Here is a 15,489-nt window from a genome sequence, read left to right as displayed (position 1 = left end):
TTTGGTGTTAATAGAAATATGTTATTTTAACAAAGAATTTTTGCTTAGTTCCGTAGCTGTTTCTTCGGTCGATCGTAGTAATAAACCGAGGTTACTGCCGTCTTTTGAAAATGTAATAATAAAATTTGTGCCGCTTATTTTGTTTCCCACAACAACTCCTTCTGTGGTTTTTAAAAAAAGTTGCTTTAAAGAGCCTTTTTCGAGATCTAATAAAAATTTGTCGCTCATCGATACGATGGCCGAGCTCATTGCGGCGATACTATCCGCATAATCTAAATGAAGTGATGTGATTAATTTTCCTTTCCCATTAATGATTAATGCTGCGGAAGATTTGGTAGTAAGTAGAAAATCGTTTAGAGTAGTTGTGATTTCATTCATATTTTGTAAGATTTAGGAAAGTTGTTAAATTCTTTTCGTTTTAATACTGCGTGAGAGGTAAATATGATCTTTTAGTCTAAACAAGTGTTAATTTTTATTAACAAATATAAATTAAATTATGTATCATTGTAATATCAAATCATTATAATTTTATTTATTTAACATAAAAATCTTATAAAATGGCTAAAGTATTGAAATTCAAAGAAGTGAACTCCGATGTTGAGCATCGAATGAAGGAATTTGAAAAGATTCGTATACAGTTTAAAACTCAGATAAAGAAGGCTGAAGTCAAGAATGGGACAGCGGGAAAAGAAGGTAAAGGATTGCTTAAATCTATTTCAGATTTCTTTGCGGATCCACCTAAAAAAACGGTTCGGTCAAATGTTAAAAAATAGAGCTTCAGTTAAAGGACTAAAATGCTTTGGCAGTTGCTGGTTTATCTCCAAAAACAATTAACGCTCCGATAGGGGCGTTTTTTTTGATTAAATTGTTACTTTTGCCCCATCAAAATTTAATAAAATGTCATTACGAAAAGCGTATTTCCTTATATTTTTAGTTTTAATTGTCGATCAGCTTTCAAAAATCTATGTAAAAACAAACTTTGTTTTAGGTGATGAAGTAGTAATTTTTGACTGGTTTAGAATTCACTTTATTGAAAATGAAGGAATGGCTTGGGGGACAAAGATACCTGGTGAATATGGTAAACTATTTCTAACTGTTTTTAGAATTTTTGCTGTAGTAGGAATTGGATACTGGTTGGCAGATTCGGTTAAGAAACGTTATTCAAATTACTTAATTGTAGCTATAGCGTTGATTTTTGCCGGAGCAGCCGGAAATATAATTGATTCGGTATTTTATGGGATTGTCTTTGATGGTAGTCATGGTAATCTGGCAACCCTTTTCTCACCAGAGCCTTATGGAACATGGTTTCACGGTTTAGTGGTAGACATGTTTTACTTTCCAATCTGGAGAGGTACTTTACCGTCTTGGTTCCCTTACTGGGGTGGTGAAGAAGTTTCTTTTTTTAATGCGATCTTTAATGTTGCCGATGTAGCAATTTCTACAGGAGTAGGTATATTGTTGGTTTTTAATAAAAGAGCCTTTCCTAAAACTGCCTAGTTGTTGTAGAAAAACTGAAATATTTAAAATTCCAAATTCCAATAGCTGCTTGATAAAAGAGTTAGTTATTGGAATTTGGAATTTTTGCTTTATTGGGATTTCATATTTTAATGTGTTATTTTTACCGTACGAAAAACTAAACTCATGCAAAGTCCGTCTTTCTCTATCTACGATGCATCTGCAGGCTCTGGAAAGACCTATACTTTGGTGAAAGAGTATCTCAAAATTATTCTTTCTTCTCCAAGAAATGATGCCTATCGAAATATTTTAGCGATTACTTTTACGAATAAGGCGGTTCATGAAATGAAAAGCCGTATTGTGGGAAGTTTGTCGGAGTTTGCAAAAGAAGAGCCTTCTGTGAAAGCAGTTGACTTGATGGAGGACTTGTCTCGTGATACAAGACTTTCAATTGTTAAAATCAAAGTAAAGTCTCAAAATATTATAAAGCATCTGATTCATAATTATGCTGCTTTTGATATTTCTACTATTGATAAATTTACCCACAAAGTAATTCGTGCTTTCGCGCATGATCTTAATTTGCCAATGACTTTCGAGGTCACTTTGGATACTGAGAATTTGTTAATTGAAGCTGTTGATGCTATTATTGCGCAAGCAGGCCAGGACGAAACATTAACTAAGTTGTTGATTGATTTTACGATGGAGAAAACCGACGATGATAAAAGTTGGGATGTTTCTCGTGAAATATTAGAAACAGGAAGGTTGGTTTTGAATGAAAACAATCGGAATGAGATCTCCCATTTTCAGGATAAATCTATTGAAGAGTTTGTTGTCATCAAAAAGAAAATGCAGGCTTTGTGTAAAGAATTGGAAGCTGAAAATGAAAATTTTGCTACAGAAACACTTGCTTTAATAGATAAAAATGGAATTGATTTAAAATCATTTTCACGCGGAACGTTTCCAAACCATTTAGAGAGTATTCGCGATGGAAAATTTAATCCCCGTAATAAAACGTTCCATGAATTTGATGATATTGCGATTAATAAAACGGCAAAAGACAGAGCGTTAATCGAAAATATAATTCAGGAACTGCTTCGAATTTTGGAAAAAATCTATAAGAACTTTGAGAAAAGGGATTTTTATAAAGCGTTCCTGAAAAATATTACACCACTTTCGCTTTTGAATACTGTTAGTAACGAATTGGCGAAAATTCAATCAGAACAAAATATTTTGTCTATTTCTGAATTTAATGCGATTATTCATCGTGAAATTCAAAATCAGCCCGCGCCCTTTATTTATGAGCGTTTAGGGGAGAAATACCGCCACTTTTTTATTGATGAATTTCAGGATACTTCCGAAATGCAATGGCAGAATCTTATTCCGCTAATACATAACTCTCTTTCCGGTCAGGATGATTTTGGAAACAAAGGAACTCTGATGATAGTGGGGGATCCGAAACAATCTATTTATCGATGGAGAGGTGGAAAAGCGGAACAGTTTATCGAATTGGGGAAAGAAGAGGTTTCTTTTTTTAATCATGAAAAAGTAGTCAAACATTTGGATACAAATTACCGAAGTTATAGTGAGGTAATTGAGTTTAATAATGATTTTTTTAAATTAATTTCGACTGAATTTACAAATGAAGATTATAAAGATTTGTATGAAAATCATAGTTTTCAGAATGTAAATTCGAAAAAAGGAGGATATGTCAATATTTCTTTTCTGCCTATAATTGAGAAGTCAGATTTTGCGGACGAAGAAGAAGTTGTGGAGAAATCAGATTTGTATGTTTTGGCGACATTAAATATAATTCAGAAAGTAGTTAGGGAAGGATTTGAGTACAAAGATATTGTGATTTTAACTCGAAAAAGAGATCAGGGAATTGCAATCGCGAATTATTTGACAGAACAAAATATCCCGCTTTTATCTTCTGAAACTTTAATGATTCAAAATGCTACAGAGGTGCGTTTGATTGTTCATTTGCTGAAATATTTAAACAATAGTGCCGATTTAGAGTCAAAAGCTAATTTTCTTCATTTTTTAGGATCGAACAAAGAGGTTCAAATGCCAATTCATGATTTCATTGCTTTGGGAATGGCTCAAAAAAGGGAAGATGATTTTGAAAAATGGTTATTGACTTTTGATGTTGCGTTTTCTTTTGAAGATGTTCGAAAAAAATCATTGTATGAAGCGGTAGAAATTATAATTTCGAAGTTTGTTATTCCTGACGAGGGGAATGCATATGTTCAGTTTTTTCTGGATATTGTTTTAGAGCGGGACATGAGAAATCAGGCTGGAATAGCTGATTTTTTAAGTTATTGGGATAAAAATGCAGAGAAATTTAGTATTCCGTCTCCGGAAGGAAACAATGCTGTTAGAATTATGACGATTCATAAATCAAAAGGATTGGAATTTCCGGTTGTAATTATGCCATTTGCAGAAGAAGATTACAATAGAAAGCCAAAAGATAAATTGTGGCTCGATACCGAAGATGTGAATTTAGATGTTCCGAAAGCTTTAATTGATAATAGTAGCGCGGTTGAAGGTTTTGGTGAAAGTGCTTCGGCGGTTTTTAATTTGAAAAAGCAGGAAGAATTACTCGATAATATTAATGTTTTGTATGTGGCATTAACACGTGCCGAAGAGCAGCTGCATGTAGTATCGCAAGCTTTAAAAGAAAGAAAAGACGGCGAATTGCCCAGTAATATGGCTTCTTTTTTTATCAGGTATTTAATGTATAAAGGAGTTTATGATGCCGAGAGATTAGAGTACGAGTTTGGGAGTAAAACCAGGCTTTCAAGTTCGGTAAAGTCGGTTGATCTGGTCAAAGTGATTCCGGTGGTCTCAGAAGTTTTAAATCCAAAAAATATTAAAATTGCACAACGTGAGGCTTTAATGTGGGGGACACACCAACAAGAGGCAATTGCTTATGGGAATATAGTTCATGAAATTTTGGCTTTTGTAAAAGATAAAACAGATGTCGATCTGGCGATTACAAAAGGTATTGAGAACGGATTGATCACGAATGACCAGATAGATATGGTTTTGAAGACGCTCCGGGAAATTGTCAATCATCCTGAGTTGAGTATTTGTTTTGATGGAAAGGATACTATTTTGAACGAACAGACAATTGTTCAGAAAGAAGGCAGGATTTTAAAACCTGATCGAATTGTTTTAACAGGGGGCAGAGAAGCATATTTGTTGGATTATAAAACGGGAGCTATCAATCCAAAATATACCAAGCAAATACAGGAGTATCAGGAAGCTATTGAGGATTTAGGGTATAAAGTGTTAAAAAAAGCATTGGTATACATCGGATCAGAAATCGATATAGTAAATTTGTGAAAAAATTAATCAGATGTTAAGGATTTAGTTAGGTATTTATGGCTTAAGTTGTTAATTTTTAACGTTTTAAATAAATAAAAATGTACGGAAAAATAAAAGAACATTTGCAAAATGAGTTGCAAACGATTGAAGAAAATGGAATTTTCAAGAAAGAACGCATTATAACTTCAGCACAAGATGCAGAGATAACGATTTCTACAGGAGAAAAAGTTTTGAATTTTTGCGCCAACAATTATTTAGGGCTTTCGTCACACCCTCAAGTGGTGCAGGCAGCAAAAGATGCTATGGATACACATGGTTTCGGAATGTCATCAGTACGCTTTATTTGTGGAACACAGGATATTCATAAGACTTTGGAGAAAAAGATAGCAGATTTTTATGGTACAGAAGATACGATTCTTTATGCTGCTGCTTTTGATGCAAATGGTGGTGTTTTTGAGCCGCTGCTGGGAGAAAACGATGCTATTATTTCAGACAGTTTAAATCATGCTTCTATTATTGATGGAGTTCGTTTGTGTAAAGCGGCGCGTTACCGTTATGAAAATAGTAATATGGAAGATTTGGAGCAACAGTTAATTAAAGCTAATGAGGCTGGTGCACGATTCAAATTAATTGTTACTGATGGAGTTTTCTCAATGGATGGTCTTGTGGCGCCTTTGGATAAGATTTGTGATTTGGCTGATAAATATGACGCTATGGTGATGGTGGATGAATGTCATGCTGCCGGATTTATTGGAGCAACAGGAAAAGGGACTCTTGAAGCCAAAGGTGTTATGGGAAGGGTTGATATTATAACCGGAACACTTGGTAAAGCTTTAGGAGGAGCAATGGGAGGTTATACAACTGCTAAAAAAGAAATAATTGAGTTATTGCGTCAGCGTTCACGACCATATTTGTTTTCAAACTCACTGGCACCGGCTATTGTTGGTGCTTCAATAAAGGTGTTTGAGTTGTTGGAACAAGATACTTCTTTGAGAGATAAGTTAGAATGGAATACTAATTATTTTAAAGAAGGAATGAAAAAAGCCGGTTTTGATATCATTGATGGAGATTCAGCGATTGTTCCGGTAATGTTATACGATGCAAAATTGTCGCAAACAATGGCTAATGAGTTATTGAAACAAGGTATTTATGTAATCGGATTCTTCTTCCCTGTAGTTCCGAAAGAAAAAGCCAGGATTAGAGTGCAATTATCTGCAGCACATACAAAAGAGCACTTAGACAGGGCTATAGAGGCGTTTATAGTTGTCGGACAAATGTTAAAAGTTATATAATTCCCACTTTGGTCAAATTTTTGTAGGTTTTTTTTAACATTTCATTTTGTATTTAAAAATTTTGGTGTTACTTTTGCTTGTAATTAACTAAATTGTAATTAAAAAAATTAAGTATGAAACATCTTAACAAACTTTTAGTTGCTGTGATGATGGTGATGGGTTTAAGTTCTCACGCACAAGACAGTAACAATCCATGGGCTATCTCTTTCGGAGTTAATGCCGTTGACACTAGAACAAGTTCTGGTGCTGGAAGTGGTTTCTTTGATCAACACTTCTCTCAGCCATTCGCTGTAAAAGACAACTGGAATATCCTTCCTTCTTTATCTTACATTGGTGTGAATAGATATGTAGGTAGCGGTTTCTCTGTTGGTTTACAAGGATCTGTAAACAAGATCGATAAATATGTTACTTTCAATCCATCTGCTGTAGGGCATGATAGTAGAGGTAATGTAGTTACTAATCCTGGTGATTTGATGTATTACGGAATTGATGCTACTATTAAATATAGCTTCCAAGAGTTGATCAAATCTAAAGTGATTGATCCTTCGTTATCTGTTGGTGGAGGTTATACTTTCTTCGGAGATAGCAGCTACGGAACTGTTAACCCAGGTGCTGGTGTTACTTTCTGGTTTACTGATGCTATTGGTCTTGAGCTTGCTACAAGATACAAATGGTCAGTTAGTGGTGATAGAGAAGACAAAGCTGGTGTTCCAGATGCTCCATCTCACTTTCAACACACTGCTGGTCTAGTTTTCAAATTCGGAGGTAAAGATACTGACGGAGACGGAATCTATGATAAAGATGATGCTTGTCCAGATGTTGCTGGTTTAAAACAATTCAACGGATGTCCTGATACTGATGGAGACGGAATCGTTGACGCTAGTGATGCTTGTCCAACTGAATTTGGTTTAGCTGCATTAAACGGTTGTCCAGACAAAGACGGAGACGGAATTGCTGATAAAGATGATGCTTGTCCAGATGTTGCTGGTCCAAAACAATTCAACGGATGTCCTGATACAGACGGAGACGGTGTTCCAGACAAAGATGACAAATGTCCTACAGTTGCTGGTCCTAAAGAAAATGGTGGTTGTCCTTTCTTAGACGCTGACAAAGACGGTGTTGCTGATAAAGATGATGATTGTCCTACAGTAGCTGGTCCTGCTTCTAACAGAGGTTGTCCTGAAGTAACTACTGAAGCTTTAGAAGATCTTAAAGTTCAAGCTAGAGCGGTTTACTTTAACTCAGGAAAAGCAACTTTCAAAACAGGAGACAAAGAAACTCCAGCTAGATTAGATGCTATTAAAGAAATCCTTAAAAACTATCCAAACGCGAAATTCGCTATCGAAGGACACACAGATAGTACAGGTTCTGCAAAAATCAACGACAAACTTTCTCAAGAAAGAGCTGACGCTGTGAAAAATGCATTAATCGAAAGAGGTGTTAATCCAGAAAATTTAGAGTCTAAAGGATTTGGATCTTCTCAACCAGTTGCAAGTAACAAAACTGCTGCAGGTAAAGCACAAAACAGAAGAACAGAAATTAGACACATTGGTTCTAAATACCAAGGTAAAATCTAATTTACTTTCTAAATAAATACTAAAAGCCATTCTTAATTGAATGGCTTTTTTTATTTTTATCAAATGATAAACACTTCCTTTCTCGGAAAAATAGCGACTGTTATAATTCAGGATTATTCGGCTAAACTTGCTGAAACAACCATTATTTTACCTAATAAAAGAGCGAAAGTTTTTTTAATCGAAGCCCTGAAAAATGAGACTAAGAAAACGATACTCTCTCCTGAAATTATTAGTATTGAAGATTTTGTGCAAGATGTAGCGTCGATCAGGTCGGTTGATTCAATTGAACTTTTGTTTGAGTTTTATGAAGTTTATCTTTCTGTAACCGAAAAACAACAGCAGCAGTCCTTTGAATTGTTTGCCAATTGGGCGAAAACACTGCTGCAGGATTTTAACGAAATCGATCGTTATCTTTTAGATCCTTCCCATGTTTTGTCTTACTTGAGCGATATTGAAGATATCAAAAAATGGGGGATTGAGGTTGAAAATAAAACCAAACTTTTAGAAAATTATATTGATTTCTGGAAACTTCTTCCGTTGTATTATGATTCGTTGTACAATCATTTGCTTAATAAATCAATTGGCTATCAGGGACTGATTTATCGTGAGGCGGTAAACAACCTTAATCACTTTTCGAATACAGTTTCAAAACGAAGTTTTATTTTTGCGGGATTTAATGCTTTAAATGCAGCTGAAGAAAAAATTGTTCAGCATCTTTTGGCTTTAGGCCAAGCTAAAATTTATTGGGATGTCGATCAGACTTTTCTGAACGATCCTTATCATGATGCGGGACTCTTTGTCAGACGTTTTAAAGAAAATTGGAAACATTATAAAGCTAACCCGTTTGAGTGGATTGTAGATGATTTTTCGCAGTCTAAAAACATTCAGATAATTGGTACACCCAAAACTATTGGTCAGGCAAAATTGGCGGGTAGTATTATCGAAAATATTATTACAGAGAACCCAGCAACTGCTCTTGATAAAGTGGCTATTGTGCTTGGTGAGGAAAATTTGCTGATGCCAATTTTATATTCGCTGCCTTCTTCGGTTGGAAGTTTGAATATTACGATGGGATATTCCGGAAAGAACAACCCGTCGCAGATATTAATTGCAAAATTGTTCAGAATGCACACTAATGCGCTTTCGCGTAAAGGGGAAAGTTATGTTTTTTATTATAAAGATATACTTGATATCCTGACGCATCCGTTGGTTGAACCGTATGCGAATGCCGGTAATTTAGTGCGGATTATCAAGGAGAATAATTACACTTTTATTACGCATAACCGGGTTTTGGAACTTAATCTAAATCCGTCTCCATTGTTTAAATTGCTTTTCCAAAAGTGGGAAAGCGGATCGATTGCTGTTCTTGAAAATGTTTCTGCACTTTTACTTCTGATAAAAGAGAATTTTAGCAATGACAATGAAGAGGAAAAAATTGCCAAGGCTTTTGTTTATGCGGTTTTTAAAGTAATTAATAAGCTGATTAATTATTATACAAAACACAATCATATCGACAATATAGATACTTTGCATGCGATCTATAAACAAATTATCGATGTTGCAGAAGTTTCGTTTGAAGGGGAGCCTTTGCGTGGTTTGCAGATTATGGGTGTCCTTGAAAGCCGTGTGCTGGATTTTGATACCGTAATCGTAACGTCTATGAATGAAGGGAAATTCCCGGCCGGGAAATCTCAAAATTCATTTATTCCTTATGACGTTAAAAACGAATTAGGTTTGCCAACTTTTAAAGAGAAAGACGCTATTTATACCTACCACTTTTATCATTTATTGCAGAGGGCTAAAAACATCTATTTGATTTATAATACCGAAAATGACGGACTGGATGCCGGAGAACGCAGCCGTTTCATCACGCAGCTGGAAGTAGAAAAACAACACAAACACAATTTGACTTTTGATATCTATAACCCGGTTTTACCAACAACGGCTTATCAGCCAATGATGGTCCCGAAATCCGAGGCTGTAATGGATCGTTTAAAAGAAATTGCACTCGCGGGTTTTTCGCCTTCGGCTTTGACGAGTTACATTAGAAATCCGATTGACTTTTATTTTCAAAAAATACTTCGAATTCGAGAGGTTGAAGAGGTAGAGGAGAACATCGCTTTGAATACCCTTGGTACCATAATTCATGAAACATTAAAGACTTTATACGAACCTTTTATCGGAAAGTTTATCTCGGAAGCGGATCTTGAAAATTGCTTCAAATTACTGGATGATGAAGTCTTAAAACAATTTAAACTGGTCTATAAAGAAGGAGAAATTAAAAAAGGACGTAATCTTCTGGCCTTTGAAGTAGCAAAACGAAACGTCTCCAATTTTTTAAAAATGGAACTGGAGTCTCTTAAGAATGGTGATGCCGTTAAGATCATTGCATTAGAAGAAACATACGAACGTGAGTTGCATCATCCGGATCTGCCATTTCCGGTTTTGATTAAAGGAAATGTGGATCGAATTGAATTGCGCAACGGTAAAATCAGAATTATTGATTATAAGACCGGAAAAGTTGAAAAGACGAACGTTATCCTTAAATCCTGGAACGGATTGACTCAGGAGCTTAAAAATGATAAAATTATTCAGGTTTTGGCCTATGCGTTCATGTTTGAAAAGGAAGCGGGTGATATTCCGATTGAAGTTGGGATTATATCTTTTAAAAATCTAAAATCAGGATTTTTGCCTTTTGGATTTAAAGAAGATAAGGAATTGAATGTTACCGTTACGAATGAGATCTTAAACAGCTATCTGGAAGAGATTGTGGTGTTGCTAAAAGAAATCTTTAATATGGATATTCCTTTTGAAGAAAAGATAGATTAAACCATCGAACTATTAATGGTTAACCTATTGAATTTTCTTCTTGAAACCGGATGCCCTAGCCCTGATGGAAGCGGCATCCTTTTTAGGCAATCAGGAAGTTTTTTGGTTTAGCATAAATCTTCTGCCTAAAAAGATATAGCGGACAGCAGGAAATAGCTCCTGGTTAAACTTCTTAGAGACTTAGAGTTTTATAAGCTGGATAATTATATTTTCCTGATTTATTCGAAAAAACCTAATAATATGGTTTTGAGTTCTTCTTTGTTTTCAATATGGCTCATGTGACCGTCTTCAAAAGAAACCAGTTCAGCTGTAGTGTCATTGATTTGGGTGATGCTTTCTTCATAATTTAAAACAGGGTCTTTTTTGCCTAAAATCAATAAGACCGGAAACAAATTCTGATGAAGGAGTGCTTCTCTGTCTTTTCTAATTTTCATCCCTTCCAAAGAAGCAACAATTCCTTGTAACGGAGTTTTTAGGGCTTGAATTTTGACTTTCTCAATTTCGTCTTGTAATAGGATTCGATTGTTTTCGCTAAACAAGTTGCCAATGGCAAGGCTTACGAATGTTATGTAGTTTTGTTTGACCGCTTTGATTGCACGTGTTCGGTTGATTTTTTTCTCAGCACTGTCTTCTCTTGAAGTAGAATTGAGTAAAACGAGTTTTCGGATACTTTTTGGGAATAATTCGGCGAAAGCCAAACCTACGTAACCTCCCATCGAATGTCCAACGATTGTAGCTTTCTCAATTTTTAAGTGATTTAGAACTTCGTGAACAGCATTGGCATTGTCTTCCATTGCATGTACATATCCCAAAGAATCTGACTCGCCGTGTCCCAGTAAATCGATCGTAATGATGCGATGTTTTTCGGAGAAAAAATCAACATAGTCTTTCCACATTTTTTTGTTTTCCAGAAAGCCGTGAAGTAAAACAATTGTATTTCCAGTTCCCGAATCTGAGTATGATATTTTGGTATTTTTGTATAAAAGCGTTTTCAAAATGAACTTTTTTTGTTGTCAGGCACAAAGTTAAGAAAGCTGAAGTAAAATATCGAGATGTCTTGATTTAATTGGGAAATCTTTAAAACTGGAATAAATTTATTTATAGCAAAATAGGGTTTGTGAACGAAATAAAAATGGCTTCCATTTCTGAAAGCCATTACAAATTAAAATCGGTTATCACCATCTAAAAGATTTCCTAATCCGCCAAGAAGACTGCCTTCTTCGCGGCTGTTTCCGCCAGATTTTGGTGCAGATGCAATAATGCGGTCAGCCAGTCTCGAGAAAGGCAATGATTGTATGTAAACCGTTCCGGGACCTTTTAATGTGGCATAAAATAATCCTTCGCCGCCAAAAATAGAATTCTTAATTCCGCCAATAAATTCAATATCATAATTTACATCTTTGGTAAAACCAATGATGCATCCCGTATCTACTTTTAGGACTTCGCCTGGTCCCAATACTTTTTTGGCCATTGTTCCGCCCGAATGTACAAATGCCATTCCATCTCCTTCGATTTTTTGCATAATAAAGCCTTCACCGCCAAATAAACCACGTCCAAGTTTCTGAGAAAATTCTATTCCGACAGAAACACCTTTAGCAGCGCATAAAAACGAGCTTTTTTGGCAGATAAATTTGCCTTGAAATTCTGTTAAATCAATTGGAAGGATTTTTCCAGGATATGGCGACGCAAATGAAACTTTGCTTTTGCTAGTGCCTTGGTTTAAAAATGCTGTCATAAATAAACTTTCGCCGGTAAGAACTCTTTTTCCTGCGTTTAAAAGTTTGCCAAACAAACCTGAGCCTTGCTGTTGAGAACCGTCTCCAAATATCGTTTCCATCTGGATATTGTTTTCCATCATCATGAAACTGCCGGCTTCGGCAATTACAATTTCCTGCGGGTCCAGTTCTATTTCAACATATTGCATTTCTTCACCAAAAATCTGATAATCTATTTCGTGTGCTTGCATAATTTCTTAATTTATCTGTTTTTAAAATTAGACTAATAATGCCGTAGAATGTTACACTCTTTAGTGAGTTACCGTTGTTTTTAAGAAGATTAAATGATTTTGTTATTTTAAATTAGTCTTAATTATGTTTTTTATTGCTTTAAATTCTATATTTTTGCAACGTTATTATATTTTATCAGAATGGCGTTAGTTAGTGATTTGACCACCAAAGTATTATTTGAAACCGAAAAAGGATATAGTTATCAATGTGATTTGACCAATAGTATAATTATCAATTTTGTTGATACAGTGTCAAGTTACAAAATTCATGATTTTTTGATTTTTCAAAGAAAGGTTAATAGCGTTGACATTCTTAATATGCTTTATGACTTATCTGACCGGTCAGACGCACAATTGATTGAAACCACCAAAAGAAATTTTTCCAGAAATCTTACTATCTGTGAAATAGTGCAGTTAAGAGATTTATTAAACGGAACTAAATTTACCCTCACTTTACATTCTATGCTTTGTAACATTGTAAACGTAGAGCTTATTTAGATTCTTACTTAGATCAAATCCAAATTTTCAAGGAGTTGGAGGAGCCTTCTTTAATTTTTGTAATTTTACAGATATAAAAATTAGAGGATATGAAAGATTTATTAAGAACACGTACTTCATTAGTTGAAAGTGTAGAAAATATATTAAACTTACAAGCAAAATTAGAAAGTGACGCTTCTAACAAATATTTAGCTATGGCTGCATGGTTAGATAGAAATGGTTATGCTAATACAGCATCTTATTTGTACAAACAAGCCGAAGAAGAAAGAGAGCATTTCCTAAAAGTTTTCAAATATATTACAGATATGGGAGGGATTGCCATTACGCCGTCTGTTCCGGAAGTGCAGCAGGAATTTGCTTCTTTAAGAGAAGTATTTGAAATTGCTTTGCAGAATGAAATTGCAGTTACACAAGCAGTGAATAAAGTAATTGCAAAATGTAGAGCTGAAAATGACTATGCTACAGAAGATTTTATGATGTGGTATGTTGCTGAGCAGAGAGAAGAAGAGAAAAACGCAAGAAGAGCTTTAGAGCTTTTTGAGTTGATTGATGAAAGTGAAGCTGCCGGCAAATTCCAGTTGGATGTGCAAATCGCAAAAATCGCATAATAGTTGATTTATAAAATTGAAAAAGCCCTTAATAAATTTTATTAAGGGCTTTTTTCTATTTATTCATTCATCAAGCTTTCAATCTCGTCAGCTTCAATCGGAATATTACGCATCAGGTTAAAAGGTTCTCCTTTTTCCTGTACCACAACGTTGTCTTCTAAACGAATTCCGAATCCTTCGGCTGGAATGTAGATTCCCGGTTCAACGGTAAAAACCATATTGGCCTTCATTGGTTCGTGAAGTAATCCGTAGTCGTGCGTGTCCAGTCCCATGTGGTGAGATGTTCCGTGCATAAAATATTTTTTGTAGGCTGGCCATTCCGGATTTTCGTTCTGAACATCGGCTTTGTCGATCAAACCTAAGCCAAGTAATTCAGAGGTCATGATTTTACCCACTTCAACATGGTATTGCTTCCAAAGAGTTCCCGGAGTCAACATTTTTGTAGCTTCGTTTTTTACTCTCAAAACGGCATTGTAAACTGCTTTTTGTCTTTCGGTATATCTTCCTGAAACCGGAATTGTACGTGATAAATCGCTGGAATAGTTCGCATATTCGGCAGCAACATCCAGTAAAATTAAATCTCCGTCTTTACATTGCTGATTGTTTTCGATATAATGCAAAACATTCGCATTGTTTCCTGAGGCAATAATTGGGGTGTAAGCAAAACCTTTAGAACGGTTACGGATAAATTCATGAATCAATTCCGCTTCGATTTCATATTCGGTAACATTTGGTTTTACAAATGATAATAATCTGCGGAAACCTTTTTCGGTAATATCACAAGCTTGCTGAATCAAATCAAGTTCTTCACTTTCTTTTACAGAACGAAGGCGTTGTAAAATCGGGTTGCTTTTTGCTACATTGTGTGCCGGATAATGCTCTTTCCACCATTTTACAAAACGAGCTTCACGGGTTTCTGTTTCAACAGTTGCACGGTAATGTTCGTTAGTGTTAATGTACATCGTATCGGCATACGTCATCATTTCGTTCAAAATTTTATGAAAATCCTGTAACCAATACACCGTTCTGATTCCTGAAACCTGAAAAGCACGTTCTTTAGTCAGTTTTTCACCTTCCCAGATTGCAATGTGTTCGCTGGTTTCTTTCAGGAAAAGAATTTCTTTTTGACTCTCGTAAGGAGCATCGGGAAACAAAAGCAAAATACTTTCTTCCTGGTCTACACCGCTCAGATAAAAAATATCTCTGTGTTGTGCAAACGGCAAAGTACTGTCGGCACTAACAGGGTAAATGTCATTGGAATTAAAAACGGCAACTGAATTAGGTTTCATTTCTGCCGTGAATTTTTTGCGGTTTTTTACAAAAAGAGCGCTGTTTATTTGGTGATATTTCATAATAATTCGGTTTTTGAACTTCGAATTTCAAAATTACGTTTTTTCAGCAAACAGCATGAAATTGATTTCTTAAAGTTTTATTATTTGTTTTTGTGTTATTCTGAGCGAAGTCGAAGGATTATCGCAAAGGGCGCTAGGGATTACGCAAAATACGCTAGTTTTTTTCTCGCGAAGTTGCAAAGACGCGAAGTTTTGACGTAATCTTGTTATTTCAATAAATATTGCCAGGTGTACAATTTTGTCATTCTGAGGAACGAAGAATCACAAACGGAACTCGACAAAGATTGGCGGTTTTGTTTCACGCAGATTCTGCAGATTTTTGCTTTTTACAATTAGTCTTAGCCACAGTTTTGTCATCTCGACGCAGGAGAGATCGCATTAGAAACTCCGCAATAGAGGTCGTCAATCTTTGCTGATTGGCGTATGTGATTTCTCCTTCGTCGAAATTGTAAAAGTTACTTATTTCGGTAACGGATTTATCATTTCAATTGGCTTTTTTCCATCAATTCCCTGATGTGGTCTTTCATGATTATAATAGTATAAATA

The 15,489-nt window shown here is 35.3% G+C and carries 12 protein-coding genes; 8 read left to right on the top strand and 4 right to left on the bottom strand.

Going from position 1 to position 15,489, the window contains the following annotated elements:
- Positions 1 to 21: 21 nt before the first annotated feature.
- The gene (locus FLA105534_RS05520; protein ID WP_173965038.1) at positions 22 to 378 is read right to left on the bottom strand and encodes a roadblock/LC7 domain-containing protein; all 357 of its coding nucleotides are present in this window, start codon (positions 376 to 378) and stop codon (positions 22 to 24) included.
- Between the two features lie 179 nt (positions 379 to 557).
- Here FLA105534_RS05520 and FLA105534_RS05515 point away from each other — a divergent pair, with 179 nt between their 5' ends.
- From FLA105534_RS05515 to FLA105534_RS05490, 6 genes are all read left to right on the top strand, one after another.
- Complete coding sequence (locus tag FLA105534_RS05515; protein WP_173965037.1) at positions 558 to 773, top strand: hypothetical protein; 216 nt, start codon at positions 558 to 560, stop codon at positions 771 to 773.
- A gap of 124 nt (positions 774 to 897) precedes the next feature.
- Positions 898 to 1,497 carry a lipoprotein signal peptidase gene (locus FLA105534_RS05510; RefSeq protein ID WP_173965036.1) on the top strand — a complete coding sequence of 200 codons (600 nt, stop codon included), beginning with the start codon at positions 898 to 900 and terminating at the stop codon, positions 1,495 to 1,497.
- Between the two features lie 144 nt (positions 1,498 to 1,641).
- Positions 1,642 to 4,800 carry a UvrD-helicase domain-containing protein gene (locus FLA105534_RS05505; RefSeq protein WP_173965035.1) on the top strand — a complete coding sequence of 1,053 codons (3,159 nt, stop codon included), beginning with the start codon at positions 1,642 to 1,644 and terminating at the stop codon, positions 4,798 to 4,800.
- A gap of 80 nt (positions 4,801 to 4,880) precedes the next feature.
- Positions 4,881 to 6,074, top strand: a complete 1,194-nt coding sequence (gene kbl, locus FLA105534_RS05500; RefSeq protein ID WP_173965034.1) for a glycine C-acetyltransferase — start codon at positions 4,881 to 4,883, stop codon at positions 6,072 to 6,074.
- 113 nt (positions 6,075 to 6,187) lie between these two features.
- Entirely contained in the window at positions 6,188 to 7,651 is a 1,464-nt protein-coding gene (locus FLA105534_RS05495) for an OmpA family protein (protein WP_173965033.1), read from the top strand.
- A 63-nt stretch (positions 7,652 to 7,714) separates the two neighbouring features.
- Entirely contained in the window at positions 7,715 to 10,480 is a 2,766-nt protein-coding gene (locus FLA105534_RS05490) for a PD-(D/E)XK nuclease family protein (protein ID WP_173965032.1), read from the top strand.
- Positions 10,481 to 10,698: 218 nt separating this feature from the next.
- Here the strand turns inward: FLA105534_RS05490 and FLA105534_RS05485 are convergent, their stop codons facing one another.
- Both FLA105534_RS05485 and FLA105534_RS05480 read right to left on the bottom strand, forming a co-directional pair.
- Positions 10,699 to 11,475 carry an alpha/beta fold hydrolase gene (locus FLA105534_RS05485; RefSeq protein WP_173965031.1) on the bottom strand — a complete coding sequence of 259 codons (777 nt, stop codon included), beginning with the start codon at positions 11,473 to 11,475 and terminating at the stop codon, positions 10,699 to 10,701.
- A gap of 167 nt (positions 11,476 to 11,642) precedes the next feature.
- Positions 11,643 to 12,446: a TIGR00266 family protein gene (locus tag FLA105534_RS05480; protein WP_173965030.1), complete on the bottom strand. Its 804-nt coding sequence runs from the start codon at positions 12,444 to 12,446 to the stop codon at positions 11,643 to 11,645.
- Between the two features lie 180 nt (positions 12,447 to 12,626).
- On the opposite strand from FLA105534_RS05480, the gene FLA105534_RS05475 reads away from it, so the two are divergent.
- Both FLA105534_RS05475 and FLA105534_RS05470 read left to right on the top strand, forming a co-directional pair.
- Entirely contained in the window at positions 12,627 to 12,983 is a 357-nt protein-coding gene (locus tag FLA105534_RS05475) for a hypothetical protein (RefSeq protein ID WP_017497689.1), read from the top strand.
- Positions 12,984 to 13,072: 89 nt separating this feature from the next.
- Positions 13,073 to 13,591, top strand: a complete 519-nt coding sequence (locus FLA105534_RS05470) for a ferritin (protein WP_173965029.1) — start codon at positions 13,073 to 13,075, stop codon at positions 13,589 to 13,591.
- A 59-nt stretch (positions 13,592 to 13,650) separates the two neighbouring features.
- On the opposite strand, the gene FLA105534_RS05465 is transcribed toward FLA105534_RS05470, so the two are convergent.
- A complete protein-coding gene (locus FLA105534_RS05465; RefSeq protein WP_173965028.1) occupies positions 13,651 to 14,943 on the bottom strand; it encodes an aminopeptidase P family protein in 1,293 nt (430 codons plus the stop codon).
- Positions 14,944 to 15,489: the final 546 nt, after the last annotated feature.

It is taken from the genome of Flavobacterium collinsii (genome assembly GCF_902804485.1).
GTDB classification, from domain to species: Bacteria; Bacteroidota; Bacteroidia; order Flavobacteriales; family Flavobacteriaceae; genus Flavobacterium; species Flavobacterium collinsii.
Note: the sequence above shows the minus strand (reverse complement) of the source record. Positions and strands in the feature narration are given on the sequence as shown.

Excerpts from the sequence above, each read along its gene's own strand:
- FLA105534_RS05520 (WP_173965038.1), bottom strand. The coding sequence starts at position 378 with ATGAATGAAATCACAACTACTCTAAACGATTTTCTACTTACTACCAAA.
- FLA105534_RS05515 (WP_173965037.1), top strand. The coding sequence starts at position 558 with ATGGCTAAAGTATTGAAATTCAAAGAAGTGAACTCCGATGTTGAGCAT.
- FLA105534_RS05510 (WP_173965036.1), top strand. The coding sequence starts at position 898 with ATGTCATTACGAAAAGCGTATTTCCTTATATTTTTAGTTTTAATTGTC.
- FLA105534_RS05505 (WP_173965035.1), top strand. The coding sequence starts at position 1,642 with ATGCAAAGTCCGTCTTTCTCTATCTACGATGCATCTGCAGGCTCTGGA.
- kbl (WP_173965034.1), top strand. The coding sequence starts at position 4,881 with ATGTACGGAAAAATAAAAGAACATTTGCAAAATGAGTTGCAAACGATT.
- FLA105534_RS05495 (WP_173965033.1), top strand. The coding sequence starts at position 6,188 with ATGAAACATCTTAACAAACTTTTAGTTGCTGTGATGATGGTGATGGGT.
- FLA105534_RS05490 (WP_173965032.1), top strand. The coding sequence starts at position 7,715 with ATGATAAACACTTCCTTTCTCGGAAAAATAGCGACTGTTATAATTCAG.
- FLA105534_RS05480 (WP_173965030.1), bottom strand. The coding sequence starts at position 12,446 with ATGCAAGCACACGAAATAGATTATCAGATTTTTGGTGAAGAAATGCAA.
- FLA105534_RS05475 (WP_017497689.1), top strand. The coding sequence starts at position 12,627 with ATGGCGTTAGTTAGTGATTTGACCACCAAAGTATTATTTGAAACCGAA.
- FLA105534_RS05470 (WP_173965029.1), top strand. The coding sequence starts at position 13,073 with ATGAAAGATTTATTAAGAACACGTACTTCATTAGTTGAAAGTGTAGAA.
- FLA105534_RS05465 (WP_173965028.1), bottom strand. The coding sequence starts at position 14,943 with ATGAAATATCACCAAATAAACAGCGCTCTTTTTGTAAAAAACCGCAAA.